The sequence below is a fragment of the Vreelandella venusta genome (genome assembly GCF_007989605.1).
GTDB classification, from domain to species: Bacteria; Pseudomonadota; Gammaproteobacteria; order Pseudomonadales; family Halomonadaceae; genus Vreelandella; species Vreelandella venusta.
Map to the genome: position 1 here is coordinate 1 of NZ_BJUL01000011.1, position 17,601 is coordinate 17,601.

At 51.6% G+C, this 17,601-nt stretch carries 15 protein-coding genes and 2 tRNA genes; 2 read left to right on the top strand and 15 right to left on the bottom strand.

Annotation, left to right across the window (positions count from 1 at the left end):
- Positions 1-125 precede the first annotated feature (125 nt).
- The 14 genes from HVE01_RS13200 to HVE01_RS13265 form a co-directional block, all read right to left on the bottom strand.
- Positions 126-202, bottom strand: a tRNA-Arg gene (locus tag HVE01_RS13200).
- A 29-nt stretch (positions 203-231) separates the two neighbouring features.
- A tRNA-Ser gene (locus HVE01_RS13205) sits at positions 232-324 on the bottom strand.
- 125 nt (positions 325-449) lie between these two features.
- On the bottom strand, positions 450-638 hold the full coding sequence (gene csrA, locus HVE01_RS13210; protein WP_009722197.1) for a carbon storage regulator CsrA: 189 nt from the start codon (positions 636-638) through the stop codon (positions 450-452).
- Between the two features lie 192 nt (positions 639-830).
- Complete coding sequence (locus HVE01_RS13215) at positions 831-2,081, bottom strand: aspartate kinase (protein WP_125745782.1); 1,251 nt, start codon at positions 2,079-2,081, stop codon at positions 831-833.
- Between the two features lie 97 nt (positions 2,082-2,178).
- Positions 2,179-4,788, bottom strand: coding sequence for an alanine--tRNA ligase (gene alaS, locus HVE01_RS13220; RefSeq protein ID WP_146944672.1), 2,610 nt, complete (start codon positions 4,786-4,788; stop codon positions 2,179-2,181).
- 169 nt (positions 4,789-4,957) lie between these two features.
- A complete protein-coding gene (locus HVE01_RS13225; protein WP_125745779.1) occupies positions 4,958-5,419 on the bottom strand; it encodes a regulatory protein RecX in 462 nt (153 codons plus the stop codon).
- Positions 5,420-5,435: 16 nt separating this feature from the next.
- Entirely contained in the window at positions 5,436-5,984 is a 549-nt protein-coding gene (gene rfbC / locus HVE01_RS13230; RefSeq protein WP_125745777.1) for a dTDP-4-dehydrorhamnose 3,5-epimerase, read from the bottom strand.
- A 3-nt stretch (positions 5,985-5,987) separates the two neighbouring features.
- On the bottom strand, positions 5,988-7,334 hold the full coding sequence (locus HVE01_RS13235; protein ID WP_146944674.1) for an NAD(P)H-dependent oxidoreductase: 1,347 nt from the start codon (positions 7,332-7,334) through the stop codon (positions 5,988-5,990).
- Positions 7,335-7,341: 7 nt separating this feature from the next.
- Entirely contained in the window at positions 7,342-8,118 is a 777-nt protein-coding gene (gene rfbF, locus HVE01_RS13240; protein WP_146944676.1) for a glucose-1-phosphate cytidylyltransferase, read from the bottom strand.
- A gap of 51 nt (positions 8,119-8,169) precedes the next feature.
- Positions 8,170-9,231: an NAD-dependent epimerase/dehydratase family protein gene (locus HVE01_RS13245; RefSeq protein WP_146944677.1), complete on the bottom strand. Its 1,062-nt coding sequence runs from the start codon at positions 9,229-9,231 to the stop codon at positions 8,170-8,172.
- Positions 9,232-9,309: 78 nt separating this feature from the next.
- Positions 9,310-10,311 (bottom strand): glycosyltransferase family 2 protein, encoded by a 1,002-nt coding sequence (locus tag HVE01_RS13250; RefSeq protein ID WP_146944678.1) that lies wholly within the window; start codon positions 10,309-10,311, stop codon positions 9,310-9,312.
- Positions 10,312-10,736: 425 nt separating this feature from the next.
- Positions 10,737-10,874 (bottom strand): regulatory protein RecX, encoded by a 138-nt coding sequence (locus tag HVE01_RS13255; protein WP_186808847.1) that lies wholly within the window; start codon positions 10,872-10,874, stop codon positions 10,737-10,739.
- A 42-nt stretch (positions 10,875-10,916) separates the two neighbouring features.
- Positions 10,917-11,978 carry a recombinase RecA gene (recA, locus tag HVE01_RS13260; protein ID WP_125745767.1) on the bottom strand — a complete coding sequence of 354 codons (1,062 nt, stop codon included), beginning with the start codon at positions 11,976-11,978 and terminating at the stop codon, positions 10,917-10,919.
- An 89-nt stretch (positions 11,979-12,067) separates the two neighbouring features.
- Positions 12,068-12,601 carry a CinA family protein gene (locus HVE01_RS13265; RefSeq protein ID WP_125745765.1) on the bottom strand — a complete coding sequence of 178 codons (534 nt, stop codon included), beginning with the start codon at positions 12,599-12,601 and terminating at the stop codon, positions 12,068-12,070.
- Positions 12,602-12,762: 161 nt separating this feature from the next.
- Here HVE01_RS13265 and mutS point away from each other — a divergent pair, with 161 nt between their 5' ends.
- Together mutS and fdxA are read left to right on the top strand one after the other, a co-directional pair.
- On the top strand, positions 12,763-15,330 hold the full coding sequence (mutS, locus tag HVE01_RS13270) for a DNA mismatch repair protein MutS (RefSeq protein ID WP_146944679.1): 2,568 nt from the start codon (positions 12,763-12,765) through the stop codon (positions 15,328-15,330).
- A 156-nt stretch (positions 15,331-15,486) separates the two neighbouring features.
- Complete coding sequence (fdxA, locus tag HVE01_RS13275) at positions 15,487-15,810, top strand: ferredoxin FdxA (RefSeq protein WP_009722190.1); 324 nt, start codon at positions 15,487-15,489, stop codon at positions 15,808-15,810.
- Between the two features lie 448 nt (positions 15,811-16,258).
- Here fdxA and eno read toward each other — a convergent pair whose 3' ends face one another.
- Positions 16,259-17,548: a phosphopyruvate hydratase gene (gene eno, locus HVE01_RS13280; RefSeq protein WP_146944680.1), complete on the bottom strand. Its 1,290-nt coding sequence runs from the start codon at positions 17,546-17,548 to the stop codon at positions 16,259-16,261.
- Positions 17,549-17,601 lie beyond the last annotated feature (53 nt).

A 17,601-nucleotide genomic window follows, 5' to 3' on the forward strand; every position in this document is an offset into this window, starting at 1 on the left:
GAACCTCCGACCCCCTGATTCGTAGTCAGGTACTCTATCCAGCTGAGCTACGGGCGCTTAACAGTTTTTAACATCGTTTTCGCGAACAAAAACATAGTAACATCAATTGCTTACTCATTTCAAGTTGGCGCGCCCGGGAGGATTCGAACCTCCGACCCCCTGATTCGTAGTCAGGTACTCTATCCAGCTGAGCTACGGGCGCTTATCCAAATTGATGTTACTTTATGCAGTTGGCGGAGAGAGAGGGATTCGAACCCTCGATAGGGCTATAAACCCTATACTCCCTTAGCAGGGGAGCGCCTTCAGCCACTCGGCCACCTCTCCTTAACGGCACGGCGCGAATATTACCGATTCTGATGGTAGCTGTCCAGCCCTATGCCGATTTTTTTTCGCACCGCCCCGTAGTTACCGCTTAAACGCCCAGTAGTAGACGCAACACGGATAACCATTTACTCAGATTCACTTTCGCTGTTGCGTTCACGCTGAATGCGCTGGTAAATCTCTTCACGGTGAACCGCGACGTCTTTTGGCGCGTTGACACCAATACGTACTTGATTCCCCTTCACACCTAACACTGTAACGGTGATCTCATCACCTATCATCAGTGTTTCGCCGACACGGCGGGTTAGGATGAGCATGGCTGATCTCCTTCTCAGACGTTTTATACAACGGGATGTGTCCGCTCGAAGCGGCACCACTTTATTATGCGGCATGGTGCCGCCGCCACCAATGGCTCAAGCTCCTATGACACCTTAACCTCCCGTTGAAAGAAAGCTCACCACCACACGGCAGCAAGTACCCTTCAGCGTAGAAGGTTTAGTGCGCAATTGTTATTCGGATTCGATATCAGCTTTATCTAAACCAAATGCCTTGTGTAGGGCATTAACCGCAAGTTCCATATGCTTTTCATCAATAACGACGGAAATTTTAATTTCCGACGTGGAAACCATACGGATATTGACGTTTTCGTCGGCCAAAACACGGAACATTTTAGAGGCAACACCGGCGTGAGAGCGCATACCAACACCCACTAGCGATACTTTGGCAATATTGTCATCGCCACGCAGCTCACCACCACCCAAATCAGGAATTACCGTCTCTTCAAGCAACCTTTTGGTCGCTTTGTAATCACCTTTGGCAACGGTAAAGGTGAAGTCAGTGTAATCCCCAGCAGGTGCCACGTTTTGCACAATCATATCGACTTCGATATTGGCATCGGCAATAGGACCAAGAATACGCGACGCGACACCTGGCACATCAGGCGTATTCAAAAGGGTTAATTTGGCTTCATTTTTAGTAAAAGCGATACCGGAGATTAGCGGTTCTTCCATAGCGTCCTCGTCTTGGTCTGCGTCTGCAACAATTAGGGTGCCGGGGCCGTCTTCAAAGCTCGACAGCACGCGAAGTGGTACGTTGTACTTACCCGCAAATTCGACGGCGCGAATCTGTAGCACTTTGGAGCCCAGGCTTGCGAGTTCAAGCATCTCCTCTACGGTAATAGTCTCAAGGCGCTGAGCCTTGGAACACACGCGAGGGTCTGTGGTGTAAACACCATCAACATCGGTGTATATCTGACACTCATCAGCACCCAGTGCTGCTGCAAGCGCAACGCCCGTTGTATCAGAACCACCACGCCCAAGCGTCGTAATATTGCCGTCTTCATCGACGCCCTGGAAACCAGCCACAACGACCACTTTGCCTGTATCAAGATCAGCTTTTAGATCATCGGTTTCAATACGCCGAATACGCGCCTTGGTGTGGGCGCTATCGGTGTGAATGCCGACTTGGGCACCCGTATGAGAAGTAGCTGAAACACCTATCTGCTGAAGTGCCATTGCCAGCAGTGAAATGGTCACCTGCTCGCCCGTCGAGAGCAGCATATCCATTTCACGCGGCGCTGGGTCATCATTGATTGCGTTTGCCATGTCCGTCAGGCGGTTGGTCTCTCCGCTCATCGCGGACACCACCACTACCACTTGGTGGCCTTGTTCGCGAAAGCCTTTAACCTTTTCCGCCACGGCCTTGATACGGTCGACAGAGCCCACAGAGGTACCGCCGAACTTCTGTACGTATAATGCCATATGCCGTTTTTTCCTATAGGTTCGGGAATGGAGAGTGAGTATTGTTATTGCTATTTAACAAAAAGCCGGTAGCAAATAGTGCCACCGGCCTTTGTAATTAGCTAAGCGTATTTTCCAGCCAAGCCGGCACGCTGCTTAATGCTGCTGGCAAGGCATCGGGTAAACTTCCACCCGCTTGAGCCATATCCGGGCGACCACCACCTTTGCCGCCCACTTGCGAAGCGACATGATTGACTAATTCACCCGCTTTTACGCGGCCAGTTAAGTCTTGGGTAACCCCAGCAATCAGGCTCACCTTACCTGCCGCCGTATCCGCAACTCCCAGCAGGATAACGCCTGAGCCAAGCTTGTTTTTCAATTGGTCAAGCACGCCACGCAACTCTTTACCGGACACCCCCTCAAGCTGAGTGGCCAGTAACTTAACGCCGTTGATTTCTTGCACTTGGCTAAGCATGTCGCTGCCCGCAGCGCTTGCCAGCTTCGCTTTAAGTTGCTCAAGCTCTTTTTCTAGCGCGCGGTTACGCTCAACCAGCGAATCAACTCGAGCTTCCACTTGCTCGGGTTTGGTTTTTAGTCGTTCGCCAAGTCGCTGAACACGAGCTTCCTGCTCACGGAAGTAAGCCAGCGCGTTTTCACCGGTAATCGCTTCAATACGACGCACGCCAGAAGCGATACCCACTTCGCTCACCACATGGCAACAACCAATGTCGCCACTGCGGTTCACGTGAGTACCACCACACAGCTCGATAGAGAAGTCGTCAGCACCAATGGTCAGCACCCGTACGCTATCGGCATACTTAGCTTCAAATAGCGCGGCCGCCCCTTTTGCCTTTGCCTCTGCGAGACTCATCTGCTCAGTTTTGGTCGGCGCATTCGCTAAGATCTGCTCATTTACCAGCCGTTCTACTTCCGCTAATTGCTCTGCGGTCATCGGCTCGAAGTGGCTAAAGTCAAAGCGCAGGCGCTCTGCATTAACCAGCGAGCCTTTCTGCTGAACGTGGTCACCCAGCACCATACGCAGTGCTTTATGCAGCAAGTGAGTCGCCGAGTGATTACGGATGGTGGCACCACGCAAACTGGCATCCACCTCGCCTCGCACGTTAGCGCCGACGCTCAGCGTGCCATCGACCATAATCCCTTGGTGAAGGTGGTGGCCACTCTGCTTCTGCGTGTCGGTCACCTGGAAACGACCGCCATCAACGTATAAGTAGCCGGTATCCCCCACCTGACCGCCCGACTCACCATAGAATGGCGTACGGTCTAGTACAACGGTGCCTTTTTGACCAGCTTCCAGGGCCGCTAACGCATTACCTTCGCTATCCACGATAGCAGTAACCGTCGCTTGGTCGGCCAGATGGTCGTAACCGGTAAACTGGGTTTCACCCTCTAGATCAATAGCAGCGCTGTAGTCAGCGCCAAACTGACTGGCCGCACGCGCACGTTCACGCTGCGCTTCTAACTCGCGCTGGAAGCCGGCTTCATCCAATGTGACTTCGCGTTCACGGCATACATCCGCCGTCAGGTCGAAGGGGAAACCGTAGGTGTCATAAAGCTTAAAGACGGTTTCGCCGGGCAGTACGTCGCCTTGTAGTTCTTCAAGCGCCGCATTCAATAGCCCCATACCGTGGTCCAGCGTGCGCGCAAACTGCTCCTCTTCTTTAAGCAGCACGCGGGCAATTTGTTCACTCGCTTCACGCAATTCAGGATAGGCGTCGCCCATCTCAGTATCTAGTGCGGTTACCAGCTTGTGGAAAAACGGCTCGGCAGCTCCCAGTTTATGCCCGTGGCGAATCGCACGGCGAATAATCCGACGTAGCACATAGCCGCGCCCTTCGTTGGAAGGCAGAACGCCGTCTGCAATCAAGAAGGCACAGGAGCGAATATGGTCGGCAATCACGCGTAATGAAGGCGTAGTAGTGTCACCATGGCCTGTCGCTTCAGCAGCCGCTTTCAGTAGATTTTGGAACAGGTCGATCTCGTAGTTGGAGTGAACGCCCTGCATAACGGCAGCCACCCGCTCCAAGCCCATTCCCGTATCGATGGAAGGCTTAGGCAGCGGGTTCAATGTTCCTGCGGCATCGCGATCGAACTGCATGAACACCAAGTTCCAGATTTCGATGTAGCGATCGCCATCCTCTTCAGGGCTGCCAGGCGGGCCGCCCCATACTTCAGGACCATGATCAAAAAAGATTTCAGAGCTGGGGCCACAAGGACCGGTGTCCCCCATTTGCCAGAAATTATCTTCATCAAGCTTTGAGAAACGTTCAGGGTCAATGCCGATCTCATCTTTCCAGATACGCTCTGCTTCGTCGTCACTGATATGCACCGTTACCCAGAGCTTCTCTTTGGGCAGTCCCAGGGTTTCCGTCAGAAATGTCCAGGCAAAGCGAATGGCATCACGCTTAAAGTAGTCACCAAAGCTGAAGTTACCCAGCATTTCAAAAAACGTGTGGTGACGCGCCGTGTAGCCAACGTTATCTAGATCGTTATGCTTACCGCCAGCACGCACGCAGCGCTGGGCTGACGTAGCGCGCACATAGGGTCGCGGGTCACGGCCAAGAAAAACATCTTTGAAGGGCACCATGCCTGCATTGGTGAAGAGCAGCGTCGGGTCATTGCCCGGCACTAGAGAGCTGGTGGGCACAATAGTATGCCCCTGCTTTTCAAAAAAAGATAAAAAGGCCTGTCTGATCTCTGCGCTTTTCATAGGGTATCCGTGACAAGAAAGCATGATGCCCCAGGGCGCTATCGCCGCCACCCGCTGGGGTCGCAAAAGGAGCATTATAACGCAGTTGTCAAACGACTAAAGCCGCAGTTAGCGACAGAACTAAAACAGAGGGTGAAAAAACACCCGGAGAAGGCTTGTATAAGGGAAGTTACAAGCAAGACAATGCGTAGCGGATTTGCTCAAAATTAAAGCCGCGCGTGGCGAGAAAGCGCTCGCGTTTAGCACGCTCTTTGGGAGTATCACCTGGCGAGGAAAAGCGCCTAGACAAGGTATCGTGAGCTAGCTCAAACCAATCTACGGCTTCGCGCTCTTCTACTGCGGCAAAAGCCGTCGTTAACGTTTCTTGATCTACGCCCCGCTGGCGCAGCTCCCCCTTAATACGAATACCCCCTTGTCCACGAAGAATCCGTGAACGTATAAAGCTTTCGGCAAAACGTTCATCGGACTGTAAATTTTGCTCTTCTAAGCGATCCAGGCAGGCATCAATTTCATCGGGCTGAAATGATTTTTGCTGCAACTTGCGCGCTAGCTCAGCGCGAGAGTACTCACGCCGAGACAGCATTTGAATCGCCACTTCACGCGGCGTTAACTCACTACTGGGGGGGAACATACTGTTCTCTCAACGGTTAGAAGAGTGCGTCTATTCGCTCACTGATCAATGGCCAATTGGCGTCTTTTTCGGACACGACGGTGGGCGACAAAGGCCACTCGATCGCGAGGCGCTCATCATTATAGCGCAAACCGCTTTCAGCCTCGGGATGATAGGCCGCCGACACCAGATAACTGACTTCAACAGCGTCGCTCAGCGTCTGAAAGGAGTGCGCAAAGCCTGGCGGCACATAAAGCTGGTACCGATTGGTCTCGGTCAGCTCGAACAGTTGATGGTGCAGGTAGGTTTCGGAGTCTTCACGAATATCCACAATAACGTCAACAATGCTCCCCCGGAGGCAGCGCACCAGCTTGGCTTCCGCGTGCGGCTTTCGCTGGTAATGCAGCCCCCGCAGAGTACCTCTTTTGGCTGAGAACGAGGTATTCTGCTGTACAAAATCGCCCAGCAAACCATGGCGCTCAAACTCAGCGCGGCACATCGTTCGGGCAAAAAAGCCCCGTTCGTCACCATGAGCCTCAAGCTCTATCAGCTTGGCATCCTTGAAGTTCGTTTGATGAAATAGCATGGCTTACTCCACAGAAGTAGCGGCGGTGCCAGATAGCGGATCCAAGGCAAACATGGCTTCTTGTTCAGCATACAGACGATCGATCAAGCGCAATGGTGGAATAAGCACATCATCGAAGGTTAGTGCCGCGTCCTTTTCGACACGGCCAACCACCTGACACCCCAGCGCTAGACCGATAGGTAGTAGCCGTTCACGCCGTATCACCTCTATGTTTTCAGCCACGCCGTAGACTTCGAAGCCTCCAAGCTCCTCAATTTGATCGCCCGCATGCAAGGTTTTCTTGGCCATCGCGATCACCCCCACCCTTGGGCCACCTAAAGGAGATAAAACCGGGTCACGGAACAACACTGCTCGCGCAACGGACGTGGGCACTTCAAAATGGCAAAGGTGATAAGGCGTTGAAAAGCAGTAATACGGCCCCTCGCCCATTTTATAAAGCTCGAGATAATGCCGTTGACGGGGGTTATCAATGGCGCCCAGCACGAACACCCCCGGCCCCGGCCGTGCCCCAACAACGTAATCCACCAGCCCTGGCCCTGCCGAATCCAGAGAGGATTCAAACGCCGATATCGTCTCCTCGATAGGTACCAAGGGGCCACTAGGCACGCCAGCGGAAAAATCAGGACCGAGCATGCCGCGTTGAGCAACTCGCATACCGGTTCCATTGGCGACAATCGCCTGTTCAAACGAAATTTTGGTGCCATCGGCAAAAGACGCCACCATCGCCGCCTTCTGCCCCCAGCGTTTAGCAAAACTTTCCTGGGTAGCCGGATTGCGATAAGGGTCATGCAGCCCCTTGATGTTGCCACACAGCACAGGCTTGATGCCCAGACCGGCGACGAAGCGATAGAGATTCATCTGCACGCCAGGCTGGTCGCCATCGGCAAAACTATAGATAACGCCTGCCGCATCAGCCTTCGCTTTTAAAATAGGGCCGATCGTCCCGTCGAGTTCCGCGTTCATTTGGATGACGTCTTTACCACTTTCAAGTGCCGCCAGCACAACATGTGCAGCGAACTCCAACGAGCCGGTCACTTCAATGATCGCATCCAACCCTTCCGCGCGAGCAAGAGCCACGGCATTCTCAGTAACTGCCGCTCGCCCCGCAGCAATCGCCATCTCAAGTTCCTGCTGAGTGTCGCAGGCGATTGGTTCAATATCGACTTGTTGATAGACCTTGACCGCTGCATCAAGATGACGATTGGCAATAGCGCAAAGACGCATCCCCACTGTTGCCGTCATAATCTGCAGGCCAATCCCCTTCGCTTGGAACCCCGCCCCTATCATTCCGACTCGAATGGGGTTGCCTTGAGCCTCTCGCTTGGCAAGTGCTGTATCAACAATGATCATCGGTGATTCATTCCTTCCAAATCTTCCAGGGGGCTCCTTCCGACCAAGCAGCCTCAAGCACCATTTTGTCCCTCAAAGTATCCATGCTTTGCCAGTATCCGTTGTGATGGAAGTATCCTAATCTGCCCGCTTTAATCATTTGCTGCATAGGCTCGTTTTCCCATACAGTCTGACTATCGTTAATCGTCTCAAAGACTTCCGGGTCACAGACAAAAAAGCCGCCGTTGATCAGGCCACCATCGATTTCTCCCTTTTCGCGAAAGCCCTCCACCTGATGGTTGCCTTCCTGCAAGCGCAGTGCACCATAGCGGCCCGGCTGCGTGACTGCCGTCAGGGTGCACCAATTTTTTGAGGCCAGATGAGAATCGATCAGCGCGGTAATATTCAGGTCGCTCAGCCCATCGCCATAGGTCAAGCAGAAAGGCTCATCCGCCAGTAAATGCATGGCCTTCTTAAGCCGCCCACCTGTCATGGCATCGGCGCCGGTATCCAATACGGTGACTTTCCAGTCATCATTCACGCTTTGAAGCCAGTCTACTTTGCCTGTTTTCAGGTCGATGGTGTAATCGGTTCGATTACCGCGATAATTGAGAAAGTAGTCGCGAATATACTCAACCTTATAGCCCCCCAGCACGACGAAGTCCTTCAGGCCGTGGTGGGCATACATTTTCATGATGTGCCAAAGAATTGGCCGCCCCCCTACCTCCACCATAGGCTTTGGACGAACCGTCGTTTCTTCACTCAAACGTGTGCCAAACCCTCCCGCAAAAATTGCAACTTTCATGATTTAGCCTCCATTGCAGGCATCTAAGTAACTAAGGAAGAGCCAAGCTAATCAGTGGGGTACTCCATTACGAATTTGCCAATTTAGACTCTCGGACAGGCGACCCTCGTCGATATGCGCTTGTAGCGCATGCAGACGCACATAGCGTGAAGTTCGGAATTGGGCATCAGTAAACTTCATGCCTTTTAGTCCGTTAACTACCCCCATTATCGAATCCAAAAGTGTCATTTTTGGCTGATGTTCAGGTGCTAGCCTAGCGAACAGGCTGAAATCTACTTGATAGGAACGGCTGTCCGCCGGTGCTTGGGTATTGATACTCAGAGTGGTGCCGGGAATTGCTTGGGCAACCGCTGCCGCCAGATCCCGTATCTGGTGGTTACGTTCATTAGAGCCGGTATTGATAGTGAGGATACGTCCCCCATTTTCGGGCTTACGCTGTATCGCCCAACTAATGGCTCTTGCCATATCGGCGACATCGATCAAGGGCCGCCAGGGCGACCCATCGCTAAGCACGGTAATATGCTGCTGGCTAAGCGCGCAGGCGACAAAATCGTTGAGCACTAAATCCAGGCGCAGACGCTGCGACATTCCACAGGCGGTCGCAAAGCGTAAACTAGTAATCACCATGTTCCCTTCGATGCCCGTCAAGGCTTCTTCTGCCGCAATTTTCGAACAGGCATAGGCGGTGACCGGAGCGACAGCATCTGTTTCACAACGCGGCGCACCAACAGCAACGCCATAAATACTGCAACTCGATGCAAACACGAAGTTTTCCACTCCTGCTTGAGCCGCTGCCTTGGCCATGGCTACCGTAGCGTATTGATTGACGTCAGCTGTGACAGCAGAAAAACGATCTCCCATAGGATCATTGGAGATAGCGGCTAGCTGAACCACGGCCGTGTAGCCCGCAAAAAAGTCAGCGGAAATATCCCTAACGTCGCCCAAAAACTGTTGGGCGAGATAACGCTCAGGAAGAAAATCAGCTCCCGTGAGACAGTGCGCGAAATAGGCATTGTCGTAACCATCAAGAGTGGCAGATGGATAGCGTGCGGCTAGTTCTCTTACTAATACAGAGCCGACGTATCCCATATTGCCTACGATTAAAATTTTCAAAGGATCACCTATTATTTAGCATCAGGTCATCAGAGCGCCAAGCGTTACCACGATCCTTGCTTAAAGCTTTTTAAGCTTTCATCCTGTTTTTTTCTTTAAGCTTTCTTTATCTGGAATCAGCTGATCTAACAGCCACGTGGAAGTTTGCTTCTTTTCGATAGGCGTATCTGCGGCCTCAGGCGCAGGATAAAACCACAAACTCTCCAACATTCCATGCAAAACTATATTGGCCTTACGGACTTCGCCTCTAAACAACAATATAAAAAACAACCGAAAAACTCGATAAACCTCCGAAACCATAAGGTATCGATAATGTGGAAAGTGACGATATTTACGGGCGATATAAATTTTATTTCTAATAAAGTGTCGATATAATTTCAAGCGCGCCGGATTATTTTCAGTGAGAATGCTAATAGGACCATTTTCTTGACGTAAATGCTGCACCTTACTCATACCTACAACGTAGCCGGGGTTATCTTGCGTAACTCTTAAGGTAAATTCGCTGTCTTCCCCCCATATGAACATTGCGGTAATTGGTAAACCATGCTCTGCCAAGGTAGCTCGCGGCAGCAGTATTGAAACGAAAGTAGCACGATGCACCGCCACGACACCTAGTTCAAGCAGCTCATGCCAGTCGCGATAACCAATAACATTTTTCAAAGGACTTATAATAGGTGTATTAGTAACCAAACCATTTTCAGTGAAAGCCTGGGAGAGAAGAAAAGCTGGTGTTTTTCCTTTATCTTTAAGCGTTTCATTAGCTAATAGCAAGAAGTGAAGTGCATCCGAATCGGGTATGACATCATCATCCATGGTCCAAATAAAATCAGCACCCTCTTGATAGGCGAGGCGCATACCTGCATTAAATCCCCCAGAGGCGCCAATATTATCCTTCAGAACATGCACCATAAGACCAGGGTAATTACTTTCGGACAACATCTTTTGGGTACCATCACTGCTTGCATTATCAATGACGATGACACGATCACAAGAGCGGCACTGGGAATATACTGCATCGAGACATCGCTTCAGTAGTTCCTTTCGATTATAAGTAAGGATTACCGCGAATACTTTATGCATAGCACATTATCCCCAAAGATGAACTTTTTCTTAGCACGACAAATATTAGCCTTTAAAATTAACCAACAGGCTATCCATCGTATTAAAAGTTTTATCTCATTATTTTTATAATTCTATAAATATCCCCTAACCACAATAATCAAAGTTTCGCCGTAGAAACGTAGCAGTCGTAGAAACTTAGCAGCCGTAGAAACGTAGCAGCAACGGCGACCAGCCACGGTTACACTTTGAAACCTTATGAAATTAAAATTTACATTTAAAAAATAAGCGACGTGTTTTTTTCTGTCAAGCACATGAACGGATCAAAAGTCTAGTTTGCAGTACCATTTTTCTCATTTCAGAAAAGCAAAAGGGGCACCTTTTTAGGCACCCCTTTTTTCATGCTAAAAATATAGGCTAAGCCCATCGCTACGCTTAGCTTGCTACTACTCGGCAGCAATCTCATCAAGCTGAAAAGGTTTTCGCCGCAACTTGCCCGCTAGTTCAGCGCGAGAGTATTCGCCCTGAAATAGCAACTGAATCGCCACTTCTCGTTGCGTCAACTCACCGCTGAAAGAAAACATGTCGTTTAATTAACAGCTTAGAGAACAGCAACATAAAGAGACTTACAGCAAATCATCATCACTCTCAGCGGCGACATCTACCTCTGGGGCTTCTTCTTTTTTTGCATCCGGCGGAGCAAGCAGTTGCGCTCGGATTTGCGCTTCAATTTCTTCCATGGTTTCAGGATGCTCTTCTAAATACTGAGCTGCATTGGCTTTGCCCTGGCCAATTTTTTTGCCTTTGTAGCTATACCACGCGCCCGCCTTGTCTACCAAGCTGCACTGGACGCCTAGGTCAATAACCTCGCCCGCATGGTAGATCCCCTTACCGTAGAGGATTTGGAACTCAGCCTGACGAAATGGCGGCGCCACTTTATTTTTAACTACCTTCACTCGGGTTTCGTTACCAGTGACTTCGTCACCCGATTTTACGGAGCCTGTACGCCGGATATCCAGACGCACGCTGGAATAGAATTTAAGCGCGTTACCGCCGGTCGTGGTTTCGGGCGAACCAAACATCACACCGATCTTCATGCGGATCTGGTTGATAAACATCACTAAACAATTAGCGTTTTTGATATTACCGGTAATTTTACGCAATGCCTGAGACATTAAACGTGCTTGCAGACCAACGTGGGAGTCGCCCATTTCGCCTTCGATTTCAGCACGCGGCGTTAATGCAGCCACTGAGTCGATCACGATCACATCTACCCCGCCGGACCTTACCAACATGTCGGTAATCTCCAGCGCTTGCTCACCAGTATCGGGCTGGGAAACCAGCAAGTCGTCGAGATTAACTCCGAGCTTTTCTGCATAGCTTGGGTCCAGAGCGTGCTCTGCATCGACGAACGCACAGACTTTGCCCTGCTTTTGCGCCTGCGCAATGACTGACAGGGTCAGCGTCGTTTTACCTGATGACTCGGGGCCATAAATTTCACATACGCGCCCAAACGGCAGCCCGCCGATACCAAGCGCAATATCAAGCCCCAATGAACCGGTGGAAACAGACGGCATTATCACGCGCGGGGCATCGCCAAGGCGCATAACGGTTCCCTTACCAAACTGGCGATCAATCTGGCTAAGTGCAGCATTTAGCGCTTTGGTGCGGTTGTCATCCTGAGCCATGCAGAAATTCCTCATCACAAACTGTATAATTAGACAGTAGTATGCCAAAGATTAGCGGCTAAACAAATCCTCAGCACCATATTTAATGGTTATTTCTTTTCACTGTCGCTGGCCTGAGCCATTAAGCGCGCAACTAGGCCTGCCAAGGCTTCACGTACGGCTTGCTCACGTACCGCTTGTCGATCACCATGAAAGTGGAAACACGCTGCCTGTTGGCTTTCTGCACTGCCCCAGGAAAGCCATACGGTACCCACAGGCTTCTCTTGGCTACCACCATCAGGGCCAGCCACGCCGCTGACGGCAACCGCTAAATCAGCCCCGCTTGCTAAACAAGCACCTTTGACCATTGCATTGACTACCTGTTCGCTGACCGCGCCATGGGCTTCGATAAGCGCCTCGGGCACATCCAACATGCGTGTTTTAGCCGTATTGGAGTAGGTTACATAACCCGCTGTAAAATACGCAGAGCTACCTGCCACAGAGGTAATTGCGCTAGCGATGCCACCGCCTGTACAAGACTCCGCAGTAGAAACTTCAACCCCAAGCTGCTGACACAGCCTTCCCAATCGTTGAGCAAGCAGTGATAGGTCAAGATTCTTCAGGCTTGAAACGCTAGGTGCCATGGTGACTCCTTCATGTGAGACCTCAGTTCAGCGTAGAATACCGTGTTTAACTTTCTCAAAGAAATTGCTCAAAGAAATTGCGCAAAGAAGTCGTTTAAAGTAACTGCCAAAGAACATGTCGCAAGCTGAAACTGCTTGCGCAACGCTCAACCAGGACACCCATGTCACAGGCCAGCCCCGCTCATACGCCAATGATGGCGCAGTATCTTAAGATCAAACGCGATCACCCCGAGGTACTTCTGTTTTACCGAATGGGGGATTTTTACGAGTTATTTTTCGATGATGCCAAGCGCGCCGCAATGTTGTTGGATATCACCCTTACCCAGCGCGGTCAGTCAGGCGGCAAACCAATTCCTATGGCAGGTGTGCCCTACCATAGCGCTGAGGGCTATTTAGCCCGTTTGGTATCAGCCGGTGAATCCGTCGCTATTTGCGAGCAAGTCGGCGACCCTGCCACCAGTAAAGGCCCCGTTGATCGACAAGTAGTGCGTATTGTCACCCCAGGCACGCTTCACGATGAAGCCTTGCTGGATGCTCGCCGAGATAACGTACTGGTCGCCGTTGCGCCTGGCAAAGACGGCTGGGGCCTTGCATGGCTGGAGCTCTCCAGTGGGCGCTTCAATGTCCTGGAAGTAGAAAGTGAAGCCGAGATGCTGGCAGAACTGACTCGCCTGTCGCCTGCCGAACTGTTAGTACCCGAAAGCTTAACCCTGCCCGACGCATGGTCACAAAAGCGCAGCCTACGACGCCAAGGAGAGTGGCTGTTTGACTTAGACAGCGCCACGCGCAGCTTATGCGATCAGTTTGAAGTCCAGGATTTACGCGGCTTTGGATGTGCGCACTTAACCAGCGCCCTCATCGCCGCGGGCGTACTGATTGATTACGCCCGAGATACTCAACGTTCACGACTGCCCCACGTAACGGCCATTAGTGTCGAAAATCGTGATGATGCCGTAGTGATTGACGCGGCCAGTCGACGTAACCTGGAAATTGACATTAACCTCGGCGGCAACAGCGATAACACCCTGGCCAGCGTACTAGACACCTGTACCACCGCAATGGGTTCACGGTTACTAAAGCGCTGGCTTAACCGCCCACTGCGCCAACGTAATGTTGTGGAAGGACGTCACGCGGGCGTAGCGCTGCTCTCTATTGAAGCAGCCTACCTACCGCTACGCGATACATTGAGCGATGTAGGCGACGTCGAGCGCATCCTGGCCCGCGTCGCCCTGTATAGCGCGCGCCCCAGAGATTTGGCGCGCCTGCGCGACGCCCTGGCAACGCTACCTGCACTTGAGCAATTACTAAGCGAAATTGATAGTGGTAGCGCTATCGATGGCCTGAAACCTCACATTCGCCCCTACCCGGAAATAGCCGATACCTTAACTCGCGCACTGGTTGAAAACCCGCCGGTAGTCATTCGCGATGGCGGCGTAATTGCGAACGGCTTTGACGCCGAGCTAGATGAACACCGCGGCATGGCTGAAAATGCCGGTGACTACTTAGTGCAGTTAGAGCTTCGCGAGCGCGAACGCACTGGCCTGGCCAATTTGAAAGTCGGCTATAACCGGGTTCATGGCTACTTTATTGAACTACCTCGCTCTCAAGCTCAGCAGGCACCCGCCGACTACATCCGTCGTCAAACACTAAAAAATGCTGAACGCTTTATTATTCCGGAACTTAAAGAGTTTGAAGATAAAGCACTTTCAGCCAAGTCCAGGGCCCTCACGCGAGAGAAATGGCTCTACGAGCGCCTGATGGGCGAACTCAACGCAGTGCTTCACGCCCTGCAAAGCACCTCGCGGGCATTGGCTGAACTTGACGTGCTCTGCGCCTTTGCCGAGCGTGCAGAGGCACTCAATTGGGTAAGGCCCCAGCTACAAGATGCCACTGGCCTTAGAATTACTGCTGGACGGCATCCCGTGGTCGAACATGTCAGCGATACACCGTTTGTACCCAACGATGTCACGCTAACACCTGATCAACACATGTTGATTATCACCGGTCCCAACATGGGCGGTAAATCAACCTATATGCGCCAGACCGCACTCATCGCGCTGTTGGCGCATAGCGGCAGCTTCGTACCCGCTGATAGCGCTGAAATAGGCCCTGTAGATCGTATCTTTACCCGTATAGGCTCGTCAGATGATCTAGCGGGGGGGCGCTCTACATTTATGGTAGAAATGACCGAAACCGCTAATATTCTGCACAATGCTACCGAGCATAGCTTGGTATTAATGGACGAAATTGGTCGTGGCACTAGCACTTTCGACGGCCTTTCACTGGCCTGGGCAAGCGCTGAATACCTAGCCGACGCAAAGGCACTCACCCTGTTTGCCACGCACTATTTTGAAATGACCGCACTACCGGAACAGGCCGAAGGTGTGGCAAACATTCACCTAACAGCCACCGAGCACGGCGACAGCATCGTATTCATGCACCGCATTGAAGCGGGTCCTGCGAGCCAGAGCTATGGCTTACAGGTAGCCCAGTTGGCAGGTGTTCCCAGCCATGTGATCCGTAGAGCCCGTGAGAAGCTAATGGCCCTAGAGCAGCGTGATGTGGATGAGTTACAGCGCCCAAGTGGCGTTTCCGCAACACCGCAACAAAACGATTTGTTCGCCAGCGCTCCGCACCCCGTGGTGGAAGCGTTAGACAAGGCCGATATAGATGATTTAACACCCCGCGAAGCGCTAGCGCTGCTATATCAGTGGCGAGAGCTGCTGTAATGGTATGAAAAGGAAAGCCATGAGCGCTTGCCGCCGCGTAAGGGCACCACTAGAATGTCGCCCATACTGTTTTATATTATAAGAAACGGCCGATTTATAACCATTAACTATTGACCACGACCGGGAAGCTCCCGGTCCCGCAAGAGGGATAGCAAGATGACGTTTGTCGTTACCGAGAACTGCATCCAGTGCAAATACACCGACTGTGTTGAAGTCTGTCCGGTCGACTGCTTCTACGAAGGCCCCAACTTCCTGGTCATTCACCCAGACGAGTGTATTGACTGCGCCCTGTGTGAACCGGAGTGCCCCGCAGAAGCTATCTTCTCAGAAGATGAGCTACCGGATGGCCAAGAACAGTTTATAGAGATTAATGCCGAATTAGCCGATGTATGGCCGAATATTGCTGAGAAAAAAGACCCGCTGCCCGATGCCGAAGAGTGGGATGGCAAAACAGGTAAGCTGGAAAAGCTAGAGCGCTAATCCTATAAGCCGCACATTTCCGGACCAGCGTTCGCGCTGGTTTTTTTTGTGTGCCACGCGCTGGGCGCACAAAAAAAGGCGGCCCGTAGGCCGCCCGCTCCAAGCACTTCCTCTGACCACTCCCTGTGTCAAACTCCTCAGATACAATCCTTGCCAGAGCCCACATCACTGTGTCACCTAGCGTATCTGACCTGCATCCCGTTGCATCCTGCCTGAAGCATCCTTGCCTCCCCTGTCCTGAATGCATTGTGGCAGAAAGCCGTTACAACTCAAGCAGACCAAAACGGCAACAGGCGAACCACTGCGGCTCGCCTGTTATCAAAAAACCAATAAAAATCAAAAATATAACCAAAAAAAGAGAAGGCATTTGAGCGATTGGCACCGGCATTTGTAAGATATCTCTTACAAAATCTTGAGACATCTCTTACACGCCGGCACCCATTTTCGCTTACTGTCCTTTAATGGCTTTCAAGCCGGGGTACGCCACATCGCCCAATTCCGCTTCGATAACAAGCAGGCGGTTATATTTCGCGACGCGGTCGGAACGGCACAGAGAGCCCGTTTTAATTTGGCCAGCACAGGTGCCCACTGCCAAATCGGCAATCGTAGTATCTTCAGTTTCGCCACTACGGTGTGAAATAACCGCAGTAAAACCAGCATCTTGGGCCATTTTGATCGCATCCAGCGTTTCAGATAGCGAACCAATCTGGTTAAATTTGATTAGAATTGAATTACCAATTTGCTCGTCGATACCACGCTTAAGAATCTTGGTATTGGTAACAAACAGATCGTCGCCAACCAGCTGTACTTTATCGCCCAACTTGTCAGTCAATGCCTTCCAGCCTGCCCAATCTGATTCATCCATACCATCTTCGATGGAAACGATCGGATAGTCCGCACAGAGGCCCGCCAGGTAATCGGCAAATCCTTCAGCATCGTAGCTTTTGCCTTCGCCGGAAAGGTTGTACTGGCCATCTTTATAGAACTCGGAAGAGGCACAGTCTAGCGCCAAGGTAACGTCTTTACCCAGTGCATAACCGGCATCAGCAACAGCTTGCTTAATGACCGCTAGGGCATCTGCATTAGATGCTAGATTGGGGGCAAAACCGCCTTCGTCACCCACGGACGTAGAAAGGCCTTTAGCAGACAGTACTTTTTTCAGCGCGTGGAAAATTTCCGCCCCCATTCGCAGGCCTTCGCGGAAGTTTGCCGCGCCTACTGGCTGTACCATGAATTCCTGGATATCAACGTTATTATCGGCGTGCTCACCACCGTTAAGAATGTTCATCATCGGCACCGGCATGCTGTACTGACCCGGCTGGCCATAAAGCTCGGCAATATGCGCATATAGCGGCACACCTTTAGCGTTAGCAGCGGCTTTAGCAGCAGCCAGCGACACCGCTAGAATGGCATTCGCCCCCAGATTCGCCTTATTTTCAGTGCCATCTAGGGCTAGCATTGCGTCGTCCAGCCCACGCTGATCACGCGCATCCATTCCTAACAACGCACCACTGATTTTGCCATTCACGGCCTCAACGGCTTTTAAAACGCCTTTGCCAAGGTAGCGTGTCTTGTCGCCATCGCGCAGCTCGAGCGCTTCGCGGGAGCCTGTAGAAGCACCGCTTGGCGCACATGCTTCACCTACGGCGCCACTTTCCAGACGAACCATGGCCTGAACGGTCGGGTTGCCGCGGGAATCAAGCACTTCTAGTGCGCTGATTTCAACAATTTTGGTCATAACAGTATCCTTTGGTTGTCAGTCTAATGGATGATTGTGGGTCCAATGTATAC